Origin of the sequence: Azospirillum argentinense (genome assembly GCF_000632475.1) — a bacterium.
Classification (GTDB): Bacteria; Pseudomonadota; Alphaproteobacteria; order Azospirillales; family Azospirillaceae; genus Azospirillum; species Azospirillum baldaniorum.
The window spans coordinates 980,957-998,815 of sequence record NZ_CP007793.1; the positions used below are offsets into that span (position 1 = coordinate 980,957).

The 17,859-nt window shown below is 68.4% G+C and carries 21 protein-coding genes, 1 tRNA gene, 1 other RNA gene and 1 pseudogene; 17 read left to right on the plus strand and 7 right to left on the minus strand.

The features are described 5' to 3' along the window. Positions 1–10 precede the first annotated feature (10 nt). The 4 genes from thiE to ABAZ39_RS04640 form a co-directional block, all read right to left on the minus strand. Positions 11–649, minus strand: a complete 639-nt coding sequence (gene thiE, locus ABAZ39_RS04625; RefSeq protein WP_038527178.1) for a thiamine phosphate synthase — start codon at positions 647–649, stop codon at positions 11–13. 12 nt (positions 650–661) lie between these two features. After that, on the minus strand, positions 662–1,591 hold the full coding sequence (locus ABAZ39_RS04630; RefSeq protein ID WP_014240815.1) for a class I fructose-bisphosphate aldolase: 930 nt from the start codon (positions 1,589–1,591) through the stop codon (positions 662–664). 180 nt (positions 1,592–1,771) lie between these two features. Further along, the gene (locus tag ABAZ39_RS04635) at positions 1,772–2,017 is read right to left on the minus strand and encodes a hypothetical protein (protein WP_038527181.1); all 246 of its coding nucleotides are present in this window, start codon (positions 2,015–2,017) and stop codon (positions 1,772–1,774) included. 87 nt (positions 2,018–2,104) lie between these two features. Further along, the gene (locus ABAZ39_RS04640) at positions 2,105–2,548 is read right to left on the minus strand and encodes a hypothetical protein (RefSeq protein ID WP_051657800.1); all 444 of its coding nucleotides are present in this window, start codon (positions 2,546–2,548) and stop codon (positions 2,105–2,107) included. A 133-nt stretch (positions 2,549–2,681) separates the two neighbouring features. Here ABAZ39_RS04640 and ABAZ39_RS04645 point away from each other — a divergent pair, with 133 nt between their 5' ends. Next, positions 2,682–3,026, plus strand: a complete 345-nt coding sequence (locus ABAZ39_RS04645; RefSeq protein ID WP_038527183.1) for a type II toxin-antitoxin system HicB family antitoxin — start codon at positions 2,682–2,684, stop codon at positions 3,024–3,026. An 86-nt stretch (positions 3,027–3,112) separates the two neighbouring features. Here ABAZ39_RS04645 and gap read toward each other — a convergent pair whose 3' ends face one another. Together gap and tkt are read right to left on the minus strand one after the other, a co-directional pair. Then, complete coding sequence (gap, locus tag ABAZ39_RS04650) at positions 3,113–4,120, minus strand: type I glyceraldehyde-3-phosphate dehydrogenase (protein WP_038527186.1); 1,008 nt, start codon at positions 4,118–4,120, stop codon at positions 3,113–3,115. A 144-nt stretch (positions 4,121–4,264) separates the two neighbouring features. Beyond that, a complete protein-coding gene (tkt, locus tag ABAZ39_RS04655) occupies positions 4,265–6,277 on the minus strand; it encodes a transketolase (RefSeq protein WP_038527189.1) in 2,013 nt (670 codons plus the stop codon). Between the two features lie 328 nt (positions 6,278–6,605). Between tkt and ABAZ39_RS04660 the strand changes: the two genes are divergently transcribed. The 16 genes and pseudogenes from ABAZ39_RS04660 (at position 6,606) to pal (ending at position 17,401) form a co-directional block, all read left to right on the plus strand. Beyond that, a complete protein-coding gene (locus ABAZ39_RS04660; protein ID WP_038527192.1) occupies positions 6,606–6,830 on the plus strand; it encodes a hypothetical protein in 225 nt (74 codons plus the stop codon). Positions 6,831–6,833: 3 nt separating this feature from the next. After that, entirely contained in the window at positions 6,834–7,148 is a 315-nt protein-coding gene (locus tag ABAZ39_RS04665) for a cell division protein ZapA (protein WP_014240504.1), read from the plus strand. A 13-nt stretch (positions 7,149–7,161) separates the two neighbouring features. Beyond that, positions 7,162–7,321, plus strand: a non-coding RNA gene (gene ssrS / locus ABAZ39_RS33695) — 6S RNA. Between the two features lie 39 nt (positions 7,322–7,360). After that, positions 7,361–7,984, plus strand: coding sequence for a 5-formyltetrahydrofolate cyclo-ligase (locus tag ABAZ39_RS04670; RefSeq protein ID WP_038527196.1), 624 nt, complete (start codon positions 7,361–7,363; stop codon positions 7,982–7,984). A 12-nt stretch (positions 7,985–7,996) separates the two neighbouring features. Further along, positions 7,997–8,818, plus strand: coding sequence for a TIGR00282 family metallophosphoesterase (locus ABAZ39_RS04675; RefSeq protein WP_038527199.1), 822 nt, complete (start codon positions 7,997–7,999; stop codon positions 8,816–8,818). Positions 8,819–9,018: 200 nt separating this feature from the next. Next, positions 9,019–9,771: a YebC/PmpR family DNA-binding transcriptional regulator gene (locus ABAZ39_RS04680; protein WP_014240508.1), complete on the plus strand. Its 753-nt coding sequence runs from the start codon at positions 9,019–9,021 to the stop codon at positions 9,769–9,771. Between the two features lie 28 nt (positions 9,772–9,799). Continuing rightward, a pseudogene (gene ruvC, locus ABAZ39_RS36740) lies at positions 9,800–10,309 on the plus strand (crossover junction endodeoxyribonuclease RuvC); the annotation flags it as partial. Positions 10,310–10,405: 96 nt separating this feature from the next. Next, the gene (locus ABAZ39_RS36745) at positions 10,406–10,882 is read left to right on the plus strand and encodes an endonuclease domain-containing protein (RefSeq protein ID WP_257722222.1); all 477 of its coding nucleotides are present in this window, start codon (positions 10,406–10,408) and stop codon (positions 10,880–10,882) included. Beyond that, complete coding sequence (gene ruvA, locus ABAZ39_RS04690; RefSeq protein WP_038527205.1) at positions 10,879–11,508, plus strand: Holliday junction branch migration protein RuvA; 630 nt, start codon at positions 10,879–10,881, stop codon at positions 11,506–11,508. The genes ABAZ39_RS36745 and ruvA overlap by 4 nt, the downstream gene beginning before the upstream one ends. After that, positions 11,505–12,596, plus strand: coding sequence for a Holliday junction branch migration DNA helicase RuvB (gene ruvB / locus ABAZ39_RS04695; protein WP_038527208.1), 1,092 nt, complete (start codon positions 11,505–11,507; stop codon positions 12,594–12,596). Before ruvA ends, ruvB begins: the two co-directional genes overlap by 4 nt. Continuing rightward, on the plus strand, positions 12,589–13,068 hold the full coding sequence (ybgC, locus tag ABAZ39_RS04700; protein WP_038527211.1) for a tol-pal system-associated acyl-CoA thioesterase: 480 nt from the start codon (positions 12,589–12,591) through the stop codon (positions 13,066–13,068). The genes ruvB and ybgC overlap by 8 nt, the downstream gene beginning before the upstream one ends. A gap of 5 nt (positions 13,069–13,073) precedes the next feature. Further along, entirely contained in the window at positions 13,074–13,796 is a 723-nt protein-coding gene (gene tolQ / locus ABAZ39_RS04705; protein WP_014240513.1) for a protein TolQ, read from the plus strand. Position 13,797: 1 nt separating this feature from the next. Further along, positions 13,798–14,280, plus strand: coding sequence for a protein TolR (tolR, locus tag ABAZ39_RS04710; protein ID WP_014240514.1), 483 nt, complete (start codon positions 13,798–13,800; stop codon positions 14,278–14,280). Positions 14,281–14,308: 28 nt separating this feature from the next. Next, positions 14,309–15,421 carry a cell envelope integrity protein TolA gene (gene tolA, locus ABAZ39_RS04715; protein ID WP_038527214.1) on the plus strand — a complete coding sequence of 371 codons (1,113 nt, stop codon included), beginning with the start codon at positions 14,309–14,311 and terminating at the stop codon, positions 15,419–15,421. Positions 15,422–15,423: 2 nt separating this feature from the next. Next, positions 15,424–16,776 (plus strand): Tol-Pal system beta propeller repeat protein TolB, encoded by a 1,353-nt coding sequence (gene tolB / locus ABAZ39_RS04720; protein WP_038527217.1) that lies wholly within the window; start codon positions 15,424–15,426, stop codon positions 16,774–16,776. A gap of 148 nt (positions 16,777–16,924) precedes the next feature. Continuing rightward, on the plus strand, positions 16,925–17,401 hold the full coding sequence (pal, locus tag ABAZ39_RS04725; RefSeq protein ID WP_038527220.1) for a peptidoglycan-associated lipoprotein Pal: 477 nt from the start codon (positions 16,925–16,927) through the stop codon (positions 17,399–17,401). Between the two features lie 246 nt (positions 17,402–17,647). Here pal and ABAZ39_RS04730 read toward each other — a convergent pair. Further along, positions 17,648–17,722: transfer RNA gene (locus ABAZ39_RS04730), tRNA-Thr, on the minus strand. Positions 17,723–17,859: the final 137 nt, after the last annotated feature.

Genomic DNA, 17,859 nt, shown 5'->3' on the forward strand with positions numbered 1-17,859 from the left:
GCGGCCTTCGTTACCCTTCGGCCGCGGCGATGGCGGCGTTGAACGCCTTCACGGCGGCGCCCGGTCCATCGGGATGGTTCCACACGGCGCCGACCACGGCCAGGAAATCGGCCCCGGCGCTCACCAGCGGCCCGCAATTCTCCTGGGTGATCCCGCCGATCGCGACGCAGGGGACCTCCATCAGCTCCGACCACCACCGGAGCAGCTCCGGCTCCGCCTTGAATTCGGCGTCCTTGGTGGTGGTGGGGAAGAAGGCGCCGAAGGCGACGTAATCGGCCCCGGCCTCGCCCGCTTCCATGGCGAGATGGCGGCTGTCGTGGCAGGTCACGCCGACGATGGCGTCGTTTCCGACGATCCGCCGCGCCTGGGCGTAGGGCGTGTCCTTCTGCCCGACATGCACGCCGTCGCAGCCGGTCTCGCGGGCCAGTTCGGGATGGTCGTTCAGGATGAAGGCCACGCCGCGGTCCTGGGCGATCGGGCGCAGGGCGTCGCAGGCCCGGCGCACGGCGTCGTCGGAGCAGTCCTTCAAACGCAACTGGACGCAGGCGACATCGCCCGCGTCCAGCGCTTCGGTCAGTTTCGGCGCGAACGCCGCCGGTTCCAGGACCGGCGGCGTCACGAGGTAGAGCCGACAGGCGGTTTCGGTCACCCGAGGCGATCCTTACTCTTTGCCCTGGTAGATCTTCATGATCCGGTCGAGCAGCTTCAAAGCGTCTTCGCGCGGGCGCTGGAAGGCGTTGCGGCCGATGATCGAGCCGTTGCCGCCGCCGTCGCGGATCGCGCGGGCGTCCTCGAACACCGCGTCCTCGCCCTTGGTGGCGCCGCCCGAGAAGACCACGATGCGGCGGCCGTTGAAGGCGCACTGCATGATGTGGCGGACGCGGTCGGCCTGGGTGGCGATCGGGATGTTCTTGGACTCGTAGACCTTCTTGGCCTCCGCCTGCTCCAGATGGGCCGACGGCAGCTTCACCTTGATGATGTGGGCGCCGAGCAGGGCGGCCATGTGGGCGGCGTAGCCGATCACGTCGATGGCCAGCTCGCCCTCCTTGGAGATCGTGCCGCCGCGCGGGTAGGACCACAGAACGGTGGGCAGGCCGACCGACTTGGCCTCCTTCGACAACTCGCGGATTTCCTCGTACTGGTCGTACATGGCGTCCGAGCCGGGGTAGATCGTGAAGCCGATGGCCGAGCAGCCGAGGCGCAGCGCGTCCTGCACCGAGGCGGTCACCGCCTGATCGGCGTCCTCCTTCTGGCGCGACAGGCTGTTGGCGCTGTTCATCTTGAGGATCAGCGGAATCGAGCCGGCGAAGGTCGAGGCACCGGCCTCCAGCGAGCCCAGCGGGGCGGCGTAGGCGTTGCAGCCGGCGTCGATGGCGAGCTGGTAATGGTAATGCGGGTCGTAGCCCGGCTCATTCGGCGCAAAGCTGCGCGCCGGGCCGTGCTCGAAACCCTGGTCGACGGGGAGGATCACCAGCTTGCCGGTGCCGCCCAGCTTGCCTTCCATAAGAATGCGGGCAAGGTTGGCCTTGACGCCCGGGGTGTCGCTTTCGTAGTTCGCAAGAATTTCCTTAACACGACGAGTGAGCTTCATCTGGCTCTTCCCCTTGGGGTTTCTGTCGGAAATGCGGCCCTCATAGCCCAGCGCGGGACTCTTTGCAACGTCGGCAGGGGTGTAACGCGGCCTTCCGCAGCGCCAAAAGGGCCTATCCAAGAGGCCGGATTCGGAATTCTCCGAAAGGCGACACGAACGTCGCGCAGCAGCCTTTTGTCGTCAGAGCACGGACTGGACGATGACGTAGAGGCCGTAGCCCGCACCCACCGCCACGGCCCAGGCCCCGGCAGCCAGGCCGGCCCAGACGACGAGCAGGCGGGCGCCGCGGATCTTCTCCACCTGAGGCGCGGGAAAGCGCGAGCCGCGCGGCAGCCCGTCCGGCCTCTCCGGATGGAGGAGAGCGGAGTCCTCACCCTTCAGCGGTGTGGCGCCCGCCTGGGGCCGCAAAGGCGTGGTCGTGGTCATGAGGGTGGTACCGCATCGTGATGAGGAAACCACCATACACCACTTTTGATCCTGCGGATTCGGGGAAAAAGCGGTATCGCCTTGGGACTATTCCGTGACATGGCCGCCGTCTTGCCCGCCTAGCCAATTCCGGCAGGTGCGCCGGGGATCGCGGGCGCTGCGCAGGTCGAGGGCCTCGGGAAGCGCCGTCAGCAGGCGGGCGCCGCGCTGCGTGGCGATGTCGGCCAGCCGCTCCGCGACATCCAAGCGCCCGGTGAACAGGATCGCACCGATCCCGGCGGACAGCGCGCCCAGGGCATCGCCGGGCCGGTCGGCGCAGTCGAGCACCGCCGTCATCGCAACCGACGGGTGTCGGGCGGCGGCGCGGGCGGCGACCGCGCGAAACCAGCCGGCCCCGGCGGAGGCCGCCGCACCGGGCGCGCTGACCAGCAGAAGGGGAATTCCGAGTTCCGCCGCCGCGGCGCAGGCGGCGTCGGCGTCGGTCAGGCTGTGGATGCGGATGGGGCGGGAATGCGGGGGCAGGGCGGTCATGGGGGCAGGGGGCATGACGGGAAAAACACGGCTGGCATTCCCTCAGCCCGATTCCGGGAATTGAGGCAGGTCAAACCGCGGGGGCGGAGGCGAGGCTATCCTTCCAACCTACGCATTCCTGGGGTCGCCGCCGATGATGGACTATAAGGGCTACAAGGCCCAGATCGATTTCGACAACGACGCCGGCATCTTCGTCGGCGCCGTCATCAACACGCGCGACGGCATCACCTTCACCGGCCGCTCGGTCGATGAGCTGCGCAGGGCCTTCCGCGAGGCCGTGGACGACTATCTGGCGATGGCCTGCGACATGGCGGGCAACACCGAGCAGCCCTATTCCGGCAAGCTCGCCATCCGCGTCAACCCGATGCTCCACCGTGCCATCGCCACCTGTGCGGAACGTGAAGGCAAGAGCGTCTCCGCCTGGGTCGCCGACCAGTTGACGCAGGCCACGGGAATCAACGCCGTCAAGGCGGGGTGACCGCGACCGCTGTCGCAACAATCCGCTCATGAAAAAGGGCGCCCCGTTCAGGGCGCCCTTTCTCTTTGCAGCAAGCCACGGACGGCTTACTTGGCGTTGGCCATGGCGACGGCGGTGTCGCTCATGCGGTTGGAGAAGCCCCACTCGTTGTCGTACCAAGTCATGATGCGGACGAAGTTGCCGTCGATGACCTTGGTTTCGTTCAGCGCGAAGATCGAGCTGTGCGGGTCGTGGTTGAAGTCGGTGGAGACGAGATCCTCGGTGTAGGCACCCAGGATGCCCTTGAGCGGGCCGTTGGCGGCCTCGGCGATCGCCTTGGTGATCTCCTCCACCGAGGTGGCGCGCTTGGCGGTGAACTTGAAGTCGACCACCGAGACGTTCGGCGTCGGCACGCGCATGGCGGTGCCGTCCAGCTTGCCCTTCAGCTCGGGCAGCACCTTGCCCACCGCCTTGGCCGCCCCGGTCGAGGTCGGGATCATGTTCAGCGCCGCGGCGCGGGCGCGGTGCAGGTCCTTGTGGTTGGTGTCGACGATGCGCTGATCCCCCGTGTAGGAGTGGATCGTCGTCATGAAGCCCTTCTCGATGCCGATCAGGTTGTTCAGCACGAAGGCCACCGGGGCCAGGCAGTTCGTCGTGCACGACGCGTTCGAGACGATGCGGTGCTCGGCCTTGAGCTGGTCGTGGTTGACGCCGTAGACCACCGTGATGTCCTCGTCGGTGGCCGGGGCGGAGATCAGCACCTTCTCGGCACCCGCTTCCAGATGCTTGGCGGCGTCGGCGCGCTTGGTGAAGATGCCCGAGCATTCCATGGCGATCTGGATGCCCAGATCCTTCCACGGCAGCTTGGCCGGGTCACGCTCCTGCACGACCTTGATCGAGTGGCCGTTGACGATCAGGGCGCCATCCTTGACCTCCACGGTGCCGGGGAAACGGCCATGGACGCTGTCGTACTTCAGCAGGTGGGCGTTGGCCTTGAGGTCGGCCAGGTCGTTGATCGCCACGACCTCCACGTCGTTGCGGCCGCTCTCGTAGATGGCCCGCAGAACCAGACGGCCGATACGGCCAAAACCGTTGATCGCTACCCGAACAGCCATTGTTTTTCCTCCAGTCTGGCATTCCCCGACCCCGAACCATCCGGCTTGGGGCGGTAACTCCCGGCCCCGGATGTGTGGTCCGGGGCGGCAATTGTCAGCCCCGGACCGTCGGCCCGGAGCCCGATCCTGCGAACGCTCGCTCTTTTACAGGCGCGCCTTCGCCGCGGCGACCACGGCCTCGGCGGTAATGCCGAAGTGCTTGTAGAGTTCCTGATAGGGAGCCGACTCGCCGAAGCCACTCATGCCGACGAAGGCGACGGCCGTGGCGCCCGGATAGCCGAGCCAGCGGTCCCAGCCCTGACGGATGGCGGCCTCGACCGCGACGCGGACGCCGCTGCCGAGAACGGAAGCCTTGTAGGCGTCGTCCTGCGCCTCGAACAGCTCGAAGCTCGGGATCGACACCACGGCGGCGCCGATGCCCTCGGCCTGGAGCGCCTTGCGGGCCTCGGCGGCCAGCGAGACTTCCGAGCCGGTGGCGAGCAGCGTCACCTTGCGCTCGCCCTCGGCCTCCAGGATCACGTAGCCGCCGCGGGCGGAGCGGTTCTCCGCCGCGTGCTCGGTGCGCAGGGTCGGCACGTTCTGGCGGGTCAGCGCCAGGACGGACGGGCCCTTGACCCGCTCCAGCGCGATCTGCCAGCACTCCGCGGTCTCCACGGCGTCGGCCGGGCGCAGGGTCAGCAGGTTCGGGATGGCGCGCAGAGCGGCCAGATGCTCCACCGGCTGGTGGGTCGGGCCGTCCTCGCCGAGGCCGATCGAGTCGTGGGTCATCACGAAGATCGAGCGCTGCTTCATCAGCGCGGCGAGACGGATCGACGGGCGGCAGTAATCGGCGAACTGCATGAAGGTGCCGCCGTAGGGAATGACGCCGCCGTGCAGCGCCATGCCGTTCATGACGGTGGCCATGCCGTGCTCGCGCACGCCGTAGCGGACGTAGCGGCCGTTGAACTCGCCGCGGCCCTTCACGTCGGCGGTGTTCTTCGCCTTGGTGTTGTTCGACGGGGTCAGGTCGGCGGAGCCGCCGATCATCTCCGGCACCGCCGGAACCAGGATGTCGAGCACGTTGCCCGAGGCGACGCGGGTCGCCCAGCTCGGCTTGTCCTCAGACACCTTCTTCTTGAAGGCGGCGATCAGCTCGTCCAGGCCGGCGGGAACGCCCCGGTCCATGGCCGCCTCGAACGCCTTGCGGGCGGAGGGGTCCATCGCCGCGACGCGCTGCGCCCAGTCGGCGTAGGCGGCGTCGGCGCGGGTGCCGGCGGCGCGCCAAGCGTCCAGCACGTCCTGCGGGACGACGAAGGCCTCGTGCGGCCAGCCGAGATTCTCACGGGTGGCGGCCACCTCGTCGGCGCCCAGCGGCGAGCCGTGGCAGCCGTGGGTGTTGGCCTTGTTCGGGGCGCCCTTGCCGATGATGGTGCGGCAGGCGATCAGCGTCGGCTTGTCGGAGGTCTGCGCGGCCTCGATGGCCTTGGCGACGGCTTCCGGATCGTGGCCGTCGACGGTCGCCGTGTTCCAGCCGTAGGAGCGGAAGCGGGCCGGCGTGTCGTCGGTGAAGCTGAGGTCGGTCGAGCCGTCGATGGAGATGTGGTTGTCGTCCCACAGCACGATCAGGCGGTTCAGCCCGAGATGGCCGGCCAGCGAGCAGGCCTCGTGGCTGACACCCTCCATCAGGTCGCCGTCCGAGGCGATGACGTAGGTGAAGTGGTTGATAAGATCGTCGCCGAAGCGGGCGTTGGTGATGCGCTCCGCCAGGGCGAAGCCGACGGCGGTGGAGACGCCCTGGCCCAGCGGCCCGGTGGTCATCTCGATGCCGAGCGACGGGTCGACCTCCGGGTGGCCCGGCGTCAGGCTGCCGAGCTGGCGGAAGCGCTTCAGCTCGTCGATGGTCATCCGCTCATAGCCGGTCAGGTAGCCCAGCGAGTAGATCAGCATCGAGCCGTGGCCGGCCGACAGGATGAAGCGGTCGCGGTCGGCCCAGGCCGGCTGCTTCGGGTTGAACTTCAGGAAGCGCGTGAACAGCACCGTGGCCACGTCGGCCATGCCCATCGGCATGCCGGGGTGGCCGGACTTCGCGGCCTCCACCGCGTCCATGGACAGCGCGCGGATGGCGTTCGCCATGGTGGTGATGGGGGCGGGCGGGGTGGCGGCGGAAGCAGCGGACATCGGGCAGGGTTCCTGAAGAATGTTCCCGTGGGCAGGCGGGCAGCGAACGGTGGGGGCCGAATGGCATCGGGCAACACCGATTGGGCGGGAAACAAGGCTTCCCGCAGGACGCGCGCACCATGCAGAACCCGTGTGCGCAGGTCAACACGGGAATGGGGATGGCGGTCCGGCTTCCGGCGCATTGTGACGGCGCCATTTCCACCGTGAACTGCGGCGTAATTCCGGTTGACGGGGCGGCATGGCCGGCCCAACTGTAGCGCTCGGCATTTTATGCATGTGCGAACTGCTGCCCGCCCGCCGTCCATCCGTCCGTCAAGGTTCTCCGCCCATGGATTCCCTGAAAGCCGCGCTCGACCGCCTCTCCAAGGCCGTGGATCGTCTGGAGCATGCCGCGTGCGCCCGCGAGGAACGGGTGGCCAAGCGCGAGCAGGAGCTGAGCGAGTCCCTGCGCGAGGCGCGCATCGAGCAGGCGCGGGCCCAGGAGAACGCGGAAACCGTGTCGAAGCGTCTGGAGGCGGCCATCGGCCGTCTCGAAGCGGTTTTGGAGAACTGAGCCATGGCCCAGGTGGACATCGAGGTGAACGGGCGCGCCTACCGCGTCTTCTGCCAGGACGGCCAGGAGGCCCGCCTGCGTGAGCTGGCCGGTTTCGTGGACGCCAAGCTGAAGCAGGTGACCGGCGGCGGGAAATCCGGGTCGGAGGCGCAGATGCTCGTCCTCACCGCCATCGTCATGGCCGACGAGATGCAGGACGTCATGGCCGGCCGCGGCCTCGCCCCGCTGTCCACAGTCAACGAGGCCGAGGTGGCCGCCGCCGTGGACAATGTCGCTTTGCGCATCGAAGAGGTTGCCGCGCGGCTCGAGCGCGCTTAAGTTAGTGAACGGAAGGTCGCTGCCTGGTTCGTCAGGTCGCAATAATCCCCAGGGCCGATAATCTTAGACTCTCGGGAGCTGTCCCTGTCCGGACCCTGGTCCGGTTACACGGCGCCCACCTGCTCTGCAGGTCATGGAGGATAAGCAATGCCAACGGCCAAGGCGGCACCTTCCGCCTCTCCCCTGACTTTCCCCGACCTTTCCAGGCGACGATGACCGACCTGCGCGCGGCCAAGGACGCCGCCCGAGCCCAGGCACGCGCCCGGCGCGATTCCCTCAGCGACGACCGGATGCGCGCTTTTGCCGCGGATGCTCTGCGCGACCGCTTCCTGGAGGAGCTGGTTCGGCCGGGGTTTATCGCCGACGGACCGGTTGCCGGTTATTGGCCGCTCGGTTCGGAACTCGACGTGCGGCCTCTGCTGCTCCATCTTAGGATGGGCGGGCTTAGGGCCGGCGGGCTTAAGACAGGCGGGCGCTCCGTCGCGCTTCCGGTGTCCGGGCCGCGCGGGCAGGCGCTGACCTTCCGCGACTGGGACCCGGCGCTGCCGCTGGCCGCCGGCCGCTACGGCATCCAGGAGCCGGGCGCCGACCGGCCCGAGGTGGTTCCGGCGGTGCTGCTGGTGCCGATGCTGGCCTTCGACCGCAGCGGGCACCGGCTGGGCTACGGCGCCGGCTACTACGACCGGACGCTGGACGCCTTGCGCGCGATCCGTCCCGTCCTGGCGGTCGGCATGGCCTTCGCCGCGCAGGAGATGGACGCGGTGCCCTGCGGGGCGCACGACGAGCGGCTCGATTGGATTCTGACGGAGCGCGAGACGCTCCGCTTTACGCAGTGAAGGTTGGGGACGATGCGGCTTTTGTTTCTCGGTGATGTGGTGGGGCGGTCGGGACGCGACGCGGTGATCGCGCACATGCCGACGCTGCGCGACCGGCTCGACCCCGACCTGACCGTGGTCAACGGCGAGAACGCCGCCGGCGGCTTCGGCATCACCGTGAAAATCGCCGAGGAGTTCTTTGCGGCCGGCGTGGACGTGGTGACGCTGGGCAACCACAGCTGGGACCAGAAGGAGCTGGTCGCGGCGATCGACCAGCAGCCGCGCATCATTCGTCCGCTGAATTACCCGGAAGGGACTCCGGGGCGCGGCTTCGTGCTGCTGCAGGCGCGGGGCGGGCGCAAGGTGCTGGTCATGAACGTGATGCTGCGCCTGTTCATGGACCCGATGGACGATCCCTTCGCCGCGGTGGACCGGGTGCTGCGCGCCCACCGGCTGGGCCCCAACGGCGCCGACGCCATCCTGGTCGACGTCCATGGCGAGGCGACCAGCGAGAAGATGATCATGGGCCATTTCTGCGACGGCCGCGCCTCGCTGGTGGTCGGCACGCACAGCCACGTTCCGACGGCGGACCATGTGGTGATGAAGGGCGGCACGGCCTATCTGACCGACGCCGGCATGTGCGGCGACTACGACAGCGCCATCGGCATGAAGAAGGAGGTCGCCATGGCCAAGCTGATCCGCAAGCTGCCGACCGAGCGGCTGAGCCCGGCGGAAGGCGAGGGCACCGTCTGTGGCTGCTACGTCGAGACGGACGACCGCACCGGGCTCGCCACCAGCATCCAGCCGGTTCGGCTGGGCGGCCGGCTGAGCCAGTCCATGCCGGTCCGGGGCTGAGCGGCGCCACCGGCTCCGGCCCCGCGGGGCGCAAAAGGGGCGCCCCAATACTGCCATATTGACTTTCTATATGGGTAGGTGTCGTCTCCGGCGCCGAAGGCGTGCGGTGGCGCACAAAGGCTGGTACATGTGTCCCACCGCTTACCAAGCTGTTTCACAAGACCTTGTATCTTTGAATCCATCTGGGGCTCGTTCGACGCATGGCCGGTCATAGCCAATTCAAGAACATCATGCACCGCAAAGGCGCGCAGGACGCCAAGCGGTCGAAGATCTTCAACAAGCTCGCCCGCGAGATCACCGTTGCGGCCAAGGGCGGCCTGCCGGACCCGGCGGCCAACCCGCGCCTGCGCGCCGCGATCACCGCGGCCCGCGTGCAGAACATGCCGCGCGACCGCATCGACCGTGCGATCAAGCAGGGCACGCCCGGCGGTGGTGACGACGCGAACTACGACGAGGTGCGGTACGAGGGCTACGGCCCCGGCGGCGTCGCTCTGATCGTCGAGGCGTTGACCGACAACCGCAACCGCACCGCCTCGGAAGTGCGCTCGGCCTTCACCAAGTACGGCGGCTCGCTGGGCGAGACGAACTCGGTCAGCTTCATGTTCAGCCGCGTCGGCGCGATCTACTACCCGGCCGCCGCCGCGGCCGCGGACGCCGTGTTCGAGGTGGCTCTGGAAGCCGGCGCGGAAGACGTGGCGTCCGACGAGAACGGTCACGAGGTCACCACCACGGTGGAGAATTTCGCGATCGTGCGCGACGCGCTGGAGGCCAAGTTCGGCGGTGCGGAGAGCGCGCGCCTGACCTGGAAGCCGCTGAACACCGTCGCTCCGTCCGAGGACGCCGCGGCCAGCCTGATGAAGCTGCTGGACGTGCTGGAGGACAACGACGACGTCCAGACCGTCGAAGGCAACTTCGACATCTCCGACGAGCTGATGCAGAAGCTGACGGCCTGATTTCAGGCCGCGGAGCGGAGGGACCGGGGTGCTTGGGCAGGCCGGAAGGAGCGGGGCGGCGCAACAGCCGCCCGTACGCCTGTTGGGGCTGGACCCCGGCCTCCGCCACACCGGCTGGGGCGTCATCGACGTGTCCGGCAACCGGCTGACCCATGTGGCGGACGGCGCCGTCCATTCCGACGACGGCCGTCCGCTCGCCGAACGGCTGTGCCAGATCCACGACGCGCTGACCGAGGTGCTGGAGCGCTACCGCCCCGACGAGGCGGCGGTGGAGGAGACCTTCGTCAACAGCAACGCGGTCTCCACGCTGAAGCTGGGGCAAGCACGGGCGGTGGCCCTGCTGGTCCCGGCGCTGGCCGGGCTGTTGGTCGCCGAGTATGCCAACAACATGGTGAAGAAGGCCGTGGTGGGGCAGGGCCGGGCCGACAAGACGCAGGTGCAAGCCATGGTGCGTCTGCTGCTTCCCGGCTGCGCCATCACCACGCCGGACGCCGCGGACGCGCTGGCCGTGGCGATCTGCCACGCGCATCACCGCGCAAGCTGGCAGATGTGGCGGCGGAGCGATGTGCAGTCCCTCTCCCCTCCGGGGAGAGGGTGGCCCGTAGGGCCGGGTGAGGGGGATGCACGTGGTGGGATGTCCGGCACGCGCGCAACCCCCTCACCCCAACCCTCTCCCCAGAGGGGAGAGGGGGTGTTGCTGCCGGTTGCGAAGGACAAGCCGGCGCCTTTGCACACCAATCGGGCCGTTCAAATGCGGCGCGATTCCACCGAGATGGAAAAGATCATATGGCAACGTTTGCGGAACGCGCAGATGGGGGCCAAATTCCGTCGGCAGGAACCTATTGTCGGCTTCATCGTGGATTTCGTCGCGCACGACCATCGGTTGGTGATCGAACTGGACGGCGGACAGCACGCCGATCAGGCGCCCTATGACGAGCGCCGGACGCGCATGCTGGAACAGGCCGGTTTCCGTGTGCTGCGCTTCTGGAACAACGACGTGAACGACAATCTGGAAGGCGTTCTCGAAACCATCCGCACGGCGCTTTCCGCGACCACCGTGTTGCGCCGTGATCCCCTCCAGCGTTTGAGGGACAAGGAGAATTCCCCATGATCGCCAAGCTCACCGGTGTCGTGGATTCGGTCGGGACCGACTGGGTGGTGGTGGACGTCAACGGGGTCGGCTATCAGGTCGCCTGCTCCAACCGCACGCTGTCGCGCATGGCGGTGGGGGAGCGGCGGGCGCTGGTCGTCGAGACCTTCATCCGCGACGACCGGATCACCCTCTATGGCTTCGCCGATTCCGGCGAGCGCGACTGGTTCCGGCTGCTGACCACCATCCAGGGCGTCGGCTCGCGCCTGGCCCTGTCGATTCTCGGCGTGCTCGACCCGGACCAGCTCACCCGCGCCATCGCGGCGCAGGACAAGACGGCGCTCACCCGCGCCGACGGCGTGGGGCCGAAGGTGGCCGCGCGCATCGTCAACGAGTTGAAGGACAAGGTGGGCAACCTCACCCTCGGCGCCTCGGCCTCCGCCGCTCCGGCGGCGGGCGGCAAGGCGGCGCCGGCGGCGGGCGGACCCGACAACATGGTCATGGCGGACGCCGTTTCGGCCCTCGTCAACCTCGGCTACGGGCGGTCGGAGGCGTTCGGCGCCGTCGTGGCCGCCGGGCGCAAGCTGGGCGACGGGGCCGGCGTGTCGGAGCTGATCCGCCATGGCCTTAAGGAACTCAGCCAATGACCGCCGACCAGAACGGCTCCGATCCCGACCGGCTGGTGCAGCCGGGGCGGGGCGCCGGCGACTCCGGCGAAGCCTCGATCCGCCCGCTCTCGCTCGCCGAGTTCATCGGCCAGCGGCAGGCGCGCGAAAACCTGTCGATCTTCATCCAGGCCGCCCGTTCCCGCGGGGAGGCGTTGGACCATGTGCTGCTGTTCGGCCCGCCCGGCCTGGGCAAGACGACCCTGGCCCAGATCGTCTCGCGCGAGCTGGGGGTGGGCTTCCGCGCGACCTCCGGCCCGGTCATCGCGCGGGCCGGCGACCTCGCCGCGCTGCTCACCAACCTGCAGCCGCACGACGTCCTCTTCATCGACGAGATTCATCGCCTTAATCCCGCCGTGGAAGAGGTGCTCTATCCCGCCATGGAGGATTTCCAGCTCGACCTCATCATCGGCGAAGGCCCGTCGGCGCGGTCCATCCGGATCGACCTGCCGCCCTTCACGCTGGTCGGCGCCACCACGCGCTCGGGCCTGATCACGCGCCCCCTGCGCGAACGGTTCGGCATTCCCGTGCGGCTGCAGTTCTACGAGCCGGATGAGTTGGAGCTGATCGTCCGCCGAGCCGCGGCTGTGTTCAACATGCTCATCACGCCGGAAGGGGCGCGGGAGATCGCCAACCGCTCGCGCGGGACGCCGCGCGTGTCGGGGCGGCTGCTGCGCCGGGTCCGCGACTTCGCCTCGGTGGCCGGCGTGCCGGAGGTGGACGCCCGCATCGCCGACGCCGCCCTGACCCGGCTGGAGGTCGACCGGCTCGGCCTCGACAGCATGGACCGGCGCTATCTGGGAATCATCGCCAACAACTACGGCGGCGGCCCGGTGGGCGTGGACACGCTGGGCGCGGCACTCGGCGAGCAGCGCGATGTGCTGGAGGAGGTGGTGGAACCCTACCTGATCCAGCAGGGCTTCCTGCAGCGGACCCCGCGCGGGCGCATGCTGACCGATCAGGGCTTTCGCTATCTCGGCCTCAACCCGCCGTCGGCGCCGACCCGCCAGTTCGATCTGCTGGACCGGCTGTCGGAGGCCAACCCGGACCCGGAGGACGGCGATGTCTGACGGTACCGGGACGGCGAATCTTTCGGGCTGGTTTGACGAGAACGCGCAGCACAGGCTGCGCTTGCGGGTCTACTACGAGGACACGGACGCCGGGGGGCTGGTCTATCACGCCAACTACCTGCGCTTCTTCGAGCGGGCGCGCACCGAGATGCTGCGGCTGACCGGATTCACCAACGCCGGGCTGGCTGAAAGCGACGGTGTGTCATTTGCGGTACGACGGGCGGAGATCGATTTTGTCGCTCCCGCAAAGCTCGAGGATACGCTTGAAGTGGTGACGCGAATCACCGATACCGGCGGTGCCTCCTTCGCAGTTGCACAACTTGCCCGTCGCGACGGCCGCGACCTCGCGCGGGCGGTGATTCAGCTGGCGATGATCAATTTGGCCGGTAACCGGGCCGGACGTCCCGCGCGCCTTCCGGCGCCGGTCCGCGAGGCGCTCATCGATTTGTACAAAAGGCAGAAGCGAGACTGACTGCGATGGATCTGAATTCCGCCCAGGTGGTCGGGGCCGCGGCGAAGGCTCACGACATCACGATGTGGGGCCTGTTCTGGCAGGCCGACCTGATCGTCAAGGTCGTGATGCTGATGCTGCTGGTTGCCTCGGTGTGGTGCTGGGCCATCATCATCGAGAAGCTGATGCGCATCCGCCGCCTGAACGCGCAGGCGGACGCCTTCGAGGAAAGCTTCTGGTCCGGCGGCTCGCTGGACGCGCTGTACGACCGCATCGGGCAGAACCCGAGCGATCCGATGTCGGCGACCTTCGCCGCCGGCATGCGCGAGTGGCGCCACGCCGCCGACCGCGGCATCGGCTCCATGAAGGGCTCGCTGCAGCAGCGGGTCGAGCGCGTCATGTCGGTGACCATCGGGCGCGAGATGCTGCGCGCCGAACGCTACATGACCTTCCTGGCCTCGGTCGGTTCGACGGCTCCCTTCATCGGCCTGTTCGGCACGGTGTGGGGCATCATGAACTCCTTCACCTCCATCGCCGCCTCGGGCAACACCAGCCTCGCCGTCGTCGCCCCCGGCATCGCCGAGGCGCTGTTCGCCACGGCGCTGGGTCTCGTGGCCGCCATTCCCGCCGTGATCTCGTACAACAAGTTCACCACCGACCTCGGCCGCTACGCCGACCGGCTGGAGACCTTCTCGGGCGAGTTCTCGGCGATCCTGTCGCGCCACCTCGAGGAGCGGGGAGCCGCCTGACATGGGAGCCCAGCTCGCAGGAAAGGGCGGCCACGGTCGGGGCCGCCGCCGCGGATACCGCGCGATGGCCGACATCAACATGACGCCCTTCATCGACGTCATGCTGGTGCTGCTGATCGTCTTCATGGTCGCGGCACCGCTGCTGACCGTCGGCGTGCCGGTCGATCTGCCGAAGACCAACGCCGCGCCGCTGGAGGCGCAGAAGGACCCGCTGTTCGTGACCGTCCAGTCCGACGGCCGGGTCTATGTGCAGGAGACGGCGGTGGAGACGGCCAACATGGTGCCGCTGCTGATCGCCGTGACCAACAACAACCCAGACGCCCGCATCCTGGTGCGCGGCGACGCGAAGATCGCCTACGGCAAGATGCTGGAGGTGATGGGCACCATGAGCGCCGCCGGCTTCAAGAAGGTCGGGCTGGTCGCCGAGATGCCCAGCGGGCCGGGCGCCACCGGGCCGCGCGTCGGCGGCTCGGCGCAGCGCTGAGACGCCACGGCGAGTTGAAGGCTGACCCATGCGCAAACCCCTGATCGCCTCGGCAACGCTGCACGTCGCGCTGGTCGCGCTGTTCGTGCTCGGCATGCCGCCCAGCGATCGCAAGCTGGACATCCCCGAGTCCATCCCGATCGAGATCGTGGACATGGGCGAGGTGACCCAGGCCGCGCGCGTCGACAAAGGCGAGCCCAAGCCGTCGGCGCCCAAGCCGCCGGTCCCCGAGGCCAAGCCGAGCCCGCCGGCCCCCGCGCCGCCGGAACCGGCCAGCGAGCCGCCGCCCCCACCGCCGCCAGAGGCGCCGAACGCCGACGACGCCCGCCACCACGCCGCCGCCGCCCCAAGCCGGCACCGCCCCCCGCCGCCGCCCGATCCGGAGCCGGCGCCGGTGGTCAAGCCGCCCGAGCCCAAGCCGGAACCGAAGCCGCAGCCTCCGAAGCCGGAGCCGCCCAAACCGGAACCGCCGAAGCCTGAGCCTCCCAAGCCCGAGCCCCCGAAGCCGGAGCCGAAGAAGTCCGAGCCGCCGAAGCCGGAACCGGCCAAACCGGAACCGCCCAAGCCCGAGCCCAAGAAGCCCGAGCCGGCCAAGCCGGAGCCTCCGAAGGCCGAGCCGAAGAAGCCGGAGAAGCCGCCGGAGAAGACCGACGCGCTGGCCGACCTTCTGAAGAACGTTCAGAAGAACGCCCCGGCCAAGCCGGCGGCTTCGGAAAGCAAGGCCGACGCCAAGCCGACCCAGCACGCCGCCGCATCGCCGGCGCCCTCGGGGGCCGCCAAGGCGGTGAACGGTCCGGACAAGCCGTTCAAGCCGTCCGGGCGCGCCATCGACGGCATCCGCGGAGCGGTGAGCAAGAACTGGAACTTCGACCCGGGCCGCAAGGACGCCGGGAACATGCAGGTGGAGATCATCGTTGAGCTGGGCCGCGACGGTTCGGTCCTCAACGCGACGATCAACGAGAGGTACCGCTCCCGCTACATGTCGGACGCGGCCTTCCGGGCATCGGCCGACGCCGCGCTGCGCGCGGTGAAGCGGGCCAGCCCCCTGCCCATCAGCGAGTTCTCCGGCGACTTCACGCCCGCCCGGTATGAAGAGTGGCGTTACTTCGTGTTCAATTTCGACCCGAGGGACATGTTCTGACGATGACGAAGAAGACGAGGCTCCTGCTGAAGGCCGCCGGTTGCGCCGGCGCCCTGCTGCTCGCCCTCGGCGTCGCGGCGCCCGCCCCGGCCCGCGCCGAGGTGCGAATCGACATCACCAAGGGCGTGGTCGAGCCGCTGCCGATCGCCATCACCAGCTTCGCCGGTGCCGGCGGGCGCGAGGCGCAGGTCGGCTCGGACATCTCCAAGGTGGTCGCCGCCGACCTGGAGCGGTCGGGCCTGTTCCGCCCGCTCGACCCCAAGGGCTTCCTGCAGACCCCCGACCAGCTCCGCTCCGGCGAGCCGCGCTACCAGGACTGGCGCGCCGTCGGCGCCCAGGCGCTGGTCGCCGGCAACACCACCGCCATGGGCGACGGCCGCATGAAGGTCGACTTCCGCCTGTGGGACGTCGCCGCCGGCCAGTACATGCAGGGGCTGAGCTACACCGCGACCGCCGACAGCTGGCGCCGCATCGCCCACATCGTCGCCGACGCCATCTACAAGCGGCTGACCGGCGAAGAGGGCTATTTCGACACGCGCATCGTCTATGTGGCCGAATCCGGCCCGGCCAACGCGCGCAAGAAGCAGCTCGCCATCATGGACCAGGACGGTGAGAACCATCAGTTCCTGACCGACGGCAAGAACCTCGTCCTGACGCCGCGCTTCTCGCCGGCGACCCAGGAAATCACGTACATGTCGTACTTCAACAAGAAGCCGCGCGTGTACCTGTTCAACATCGACAGCGGCCGCCAGGAAGTCCTCGGCGACTTCGTCGGCATGACCTTCGCCCCGCGCTTCTCGCCGGACGGCAACAAGGTCATCATGAGCATGGCGCAGAACGGCAACACCGACATCTACGCCCTGGACCTGCGGACCCGCCGCCAGACCCAGCTCACCGATTCGCCGGGCATCGACACCGGTCCCAGCTACTCGCCGGACGGCCAGCGCATCGTCTTCGAGTCGGACCGCGGCGGCAGCCAGCAGCTCTACATCATGAACGCGGACGGCTCGGGGCAGAAGCGCCTGACCTTCGGCGAGGGCCGCTACGGCACCCCGGTGTGGTCGCCGCGCGGTGATCTGATCGCCTTCACCCGCCAACGCGGCAGCAACTTCGCGCTCGGCGTGATCCGCCCGGACGGCACCGGCGAGCGCATCCTGACCGAGTCGTTCCACGTGGAAGGCCCGACCTGGGCGCCGAACGGCCGCGTGCTGAGCTTCTTCCGCGATGTTCCGGCCGGCGACGGCCGCGGGCGAAGCGCGAAGCTCTACACCATCGACGTGACGGGCGCAAACGAACGCCGTGTGATCACTCCGCTCGACGGCTCCGATCCCGCATGGTCGCCCTTGATTCCCTAGTGGAGTAGCCCTATTTTGCGCGCGCAAGAACGACGCTCAAGACGAAGGCCGGAAGTCGGTACTTCCGTCGGGGTCTGGCGGAAGTCGGCGGCGTTCTTCCTCCACAATCCGGTCAAAACATATCGTGTCGCTTAGGGGGTCATTAGACATGCGTATCAAGTATCTGAGCCTGATCGCGGCCGTCGCTCTGGTTGCCGCTTGCGAAACCGCTCCGAAGGATGCCGGCAACGCTTCGGGCAATGGCGCCGCCACCCAGTCCAGCATCCGTCCGGGCTCGCAGGAAGACCTGGTCGTCAACGTTGGCGACCGCGTGTTCTTCGGTCTCGACCGCTACGACCTGGCTCCGGAGGCTCGCGCCACCCTGGACCGTCAGGCTTCCTGGCTGAAGCAGTACCCGAACGTCACCGTGACCATCGAAGGTCACGCCGACGAGCGCGGCACCCGCGAGTACAACCTCGCCCTGGGTGAGCGTCGCGCCAACTCGGTGAAGAACTACCTCGTCGCCGGCGGCATCAACACGTCGCGCGTCAAGGTCATCTCCTACGGCAAGGAGAAGCCGGCGGTCCTCGGCTCGAACGAGGCCTCCTGGGCGCAGAACCGTCGTGGCGTGACCGTCGTCGACTAACGACGGCGCCCGTCCGGGTTCCAAAGGGAAACGCCGCTCCGGAGCGATCCGGGGCGGCGTTTTTCTTTTAAGGGGGTGGTGGGGGGCCTTACGCGAAGCGGCATCCATTCCCTCCCCTGCGAAGCGGGCGAGGGGTAGGGAGGGGGCAAGGTCCAGATCCATCGCTGAATGCAGAACGCAAAAAGCCACGCAAGCCGGCCTGCGGTTGCGCTTCAGCATTCTCGAAGAAATCAAAAGGGGGGAGGATGGTGCTGCCAGAGAGGATTGAACTCTCGACCTCTCCCTTACCAAGGGAGTGCTCTACCACTGAGCTACGGCAGCGCCGGGACGGTGATGCTGGCCGGGAAGAACTTGCGGCCAACCGTCGAAGTGGCGCGGGTTATGCCACAGGCCTTGCCGCGATGCAAGCGGGGAAGCGCTTTCTCGCCAAAGAAAAATGGGCGGGGAAATCCCCGCCC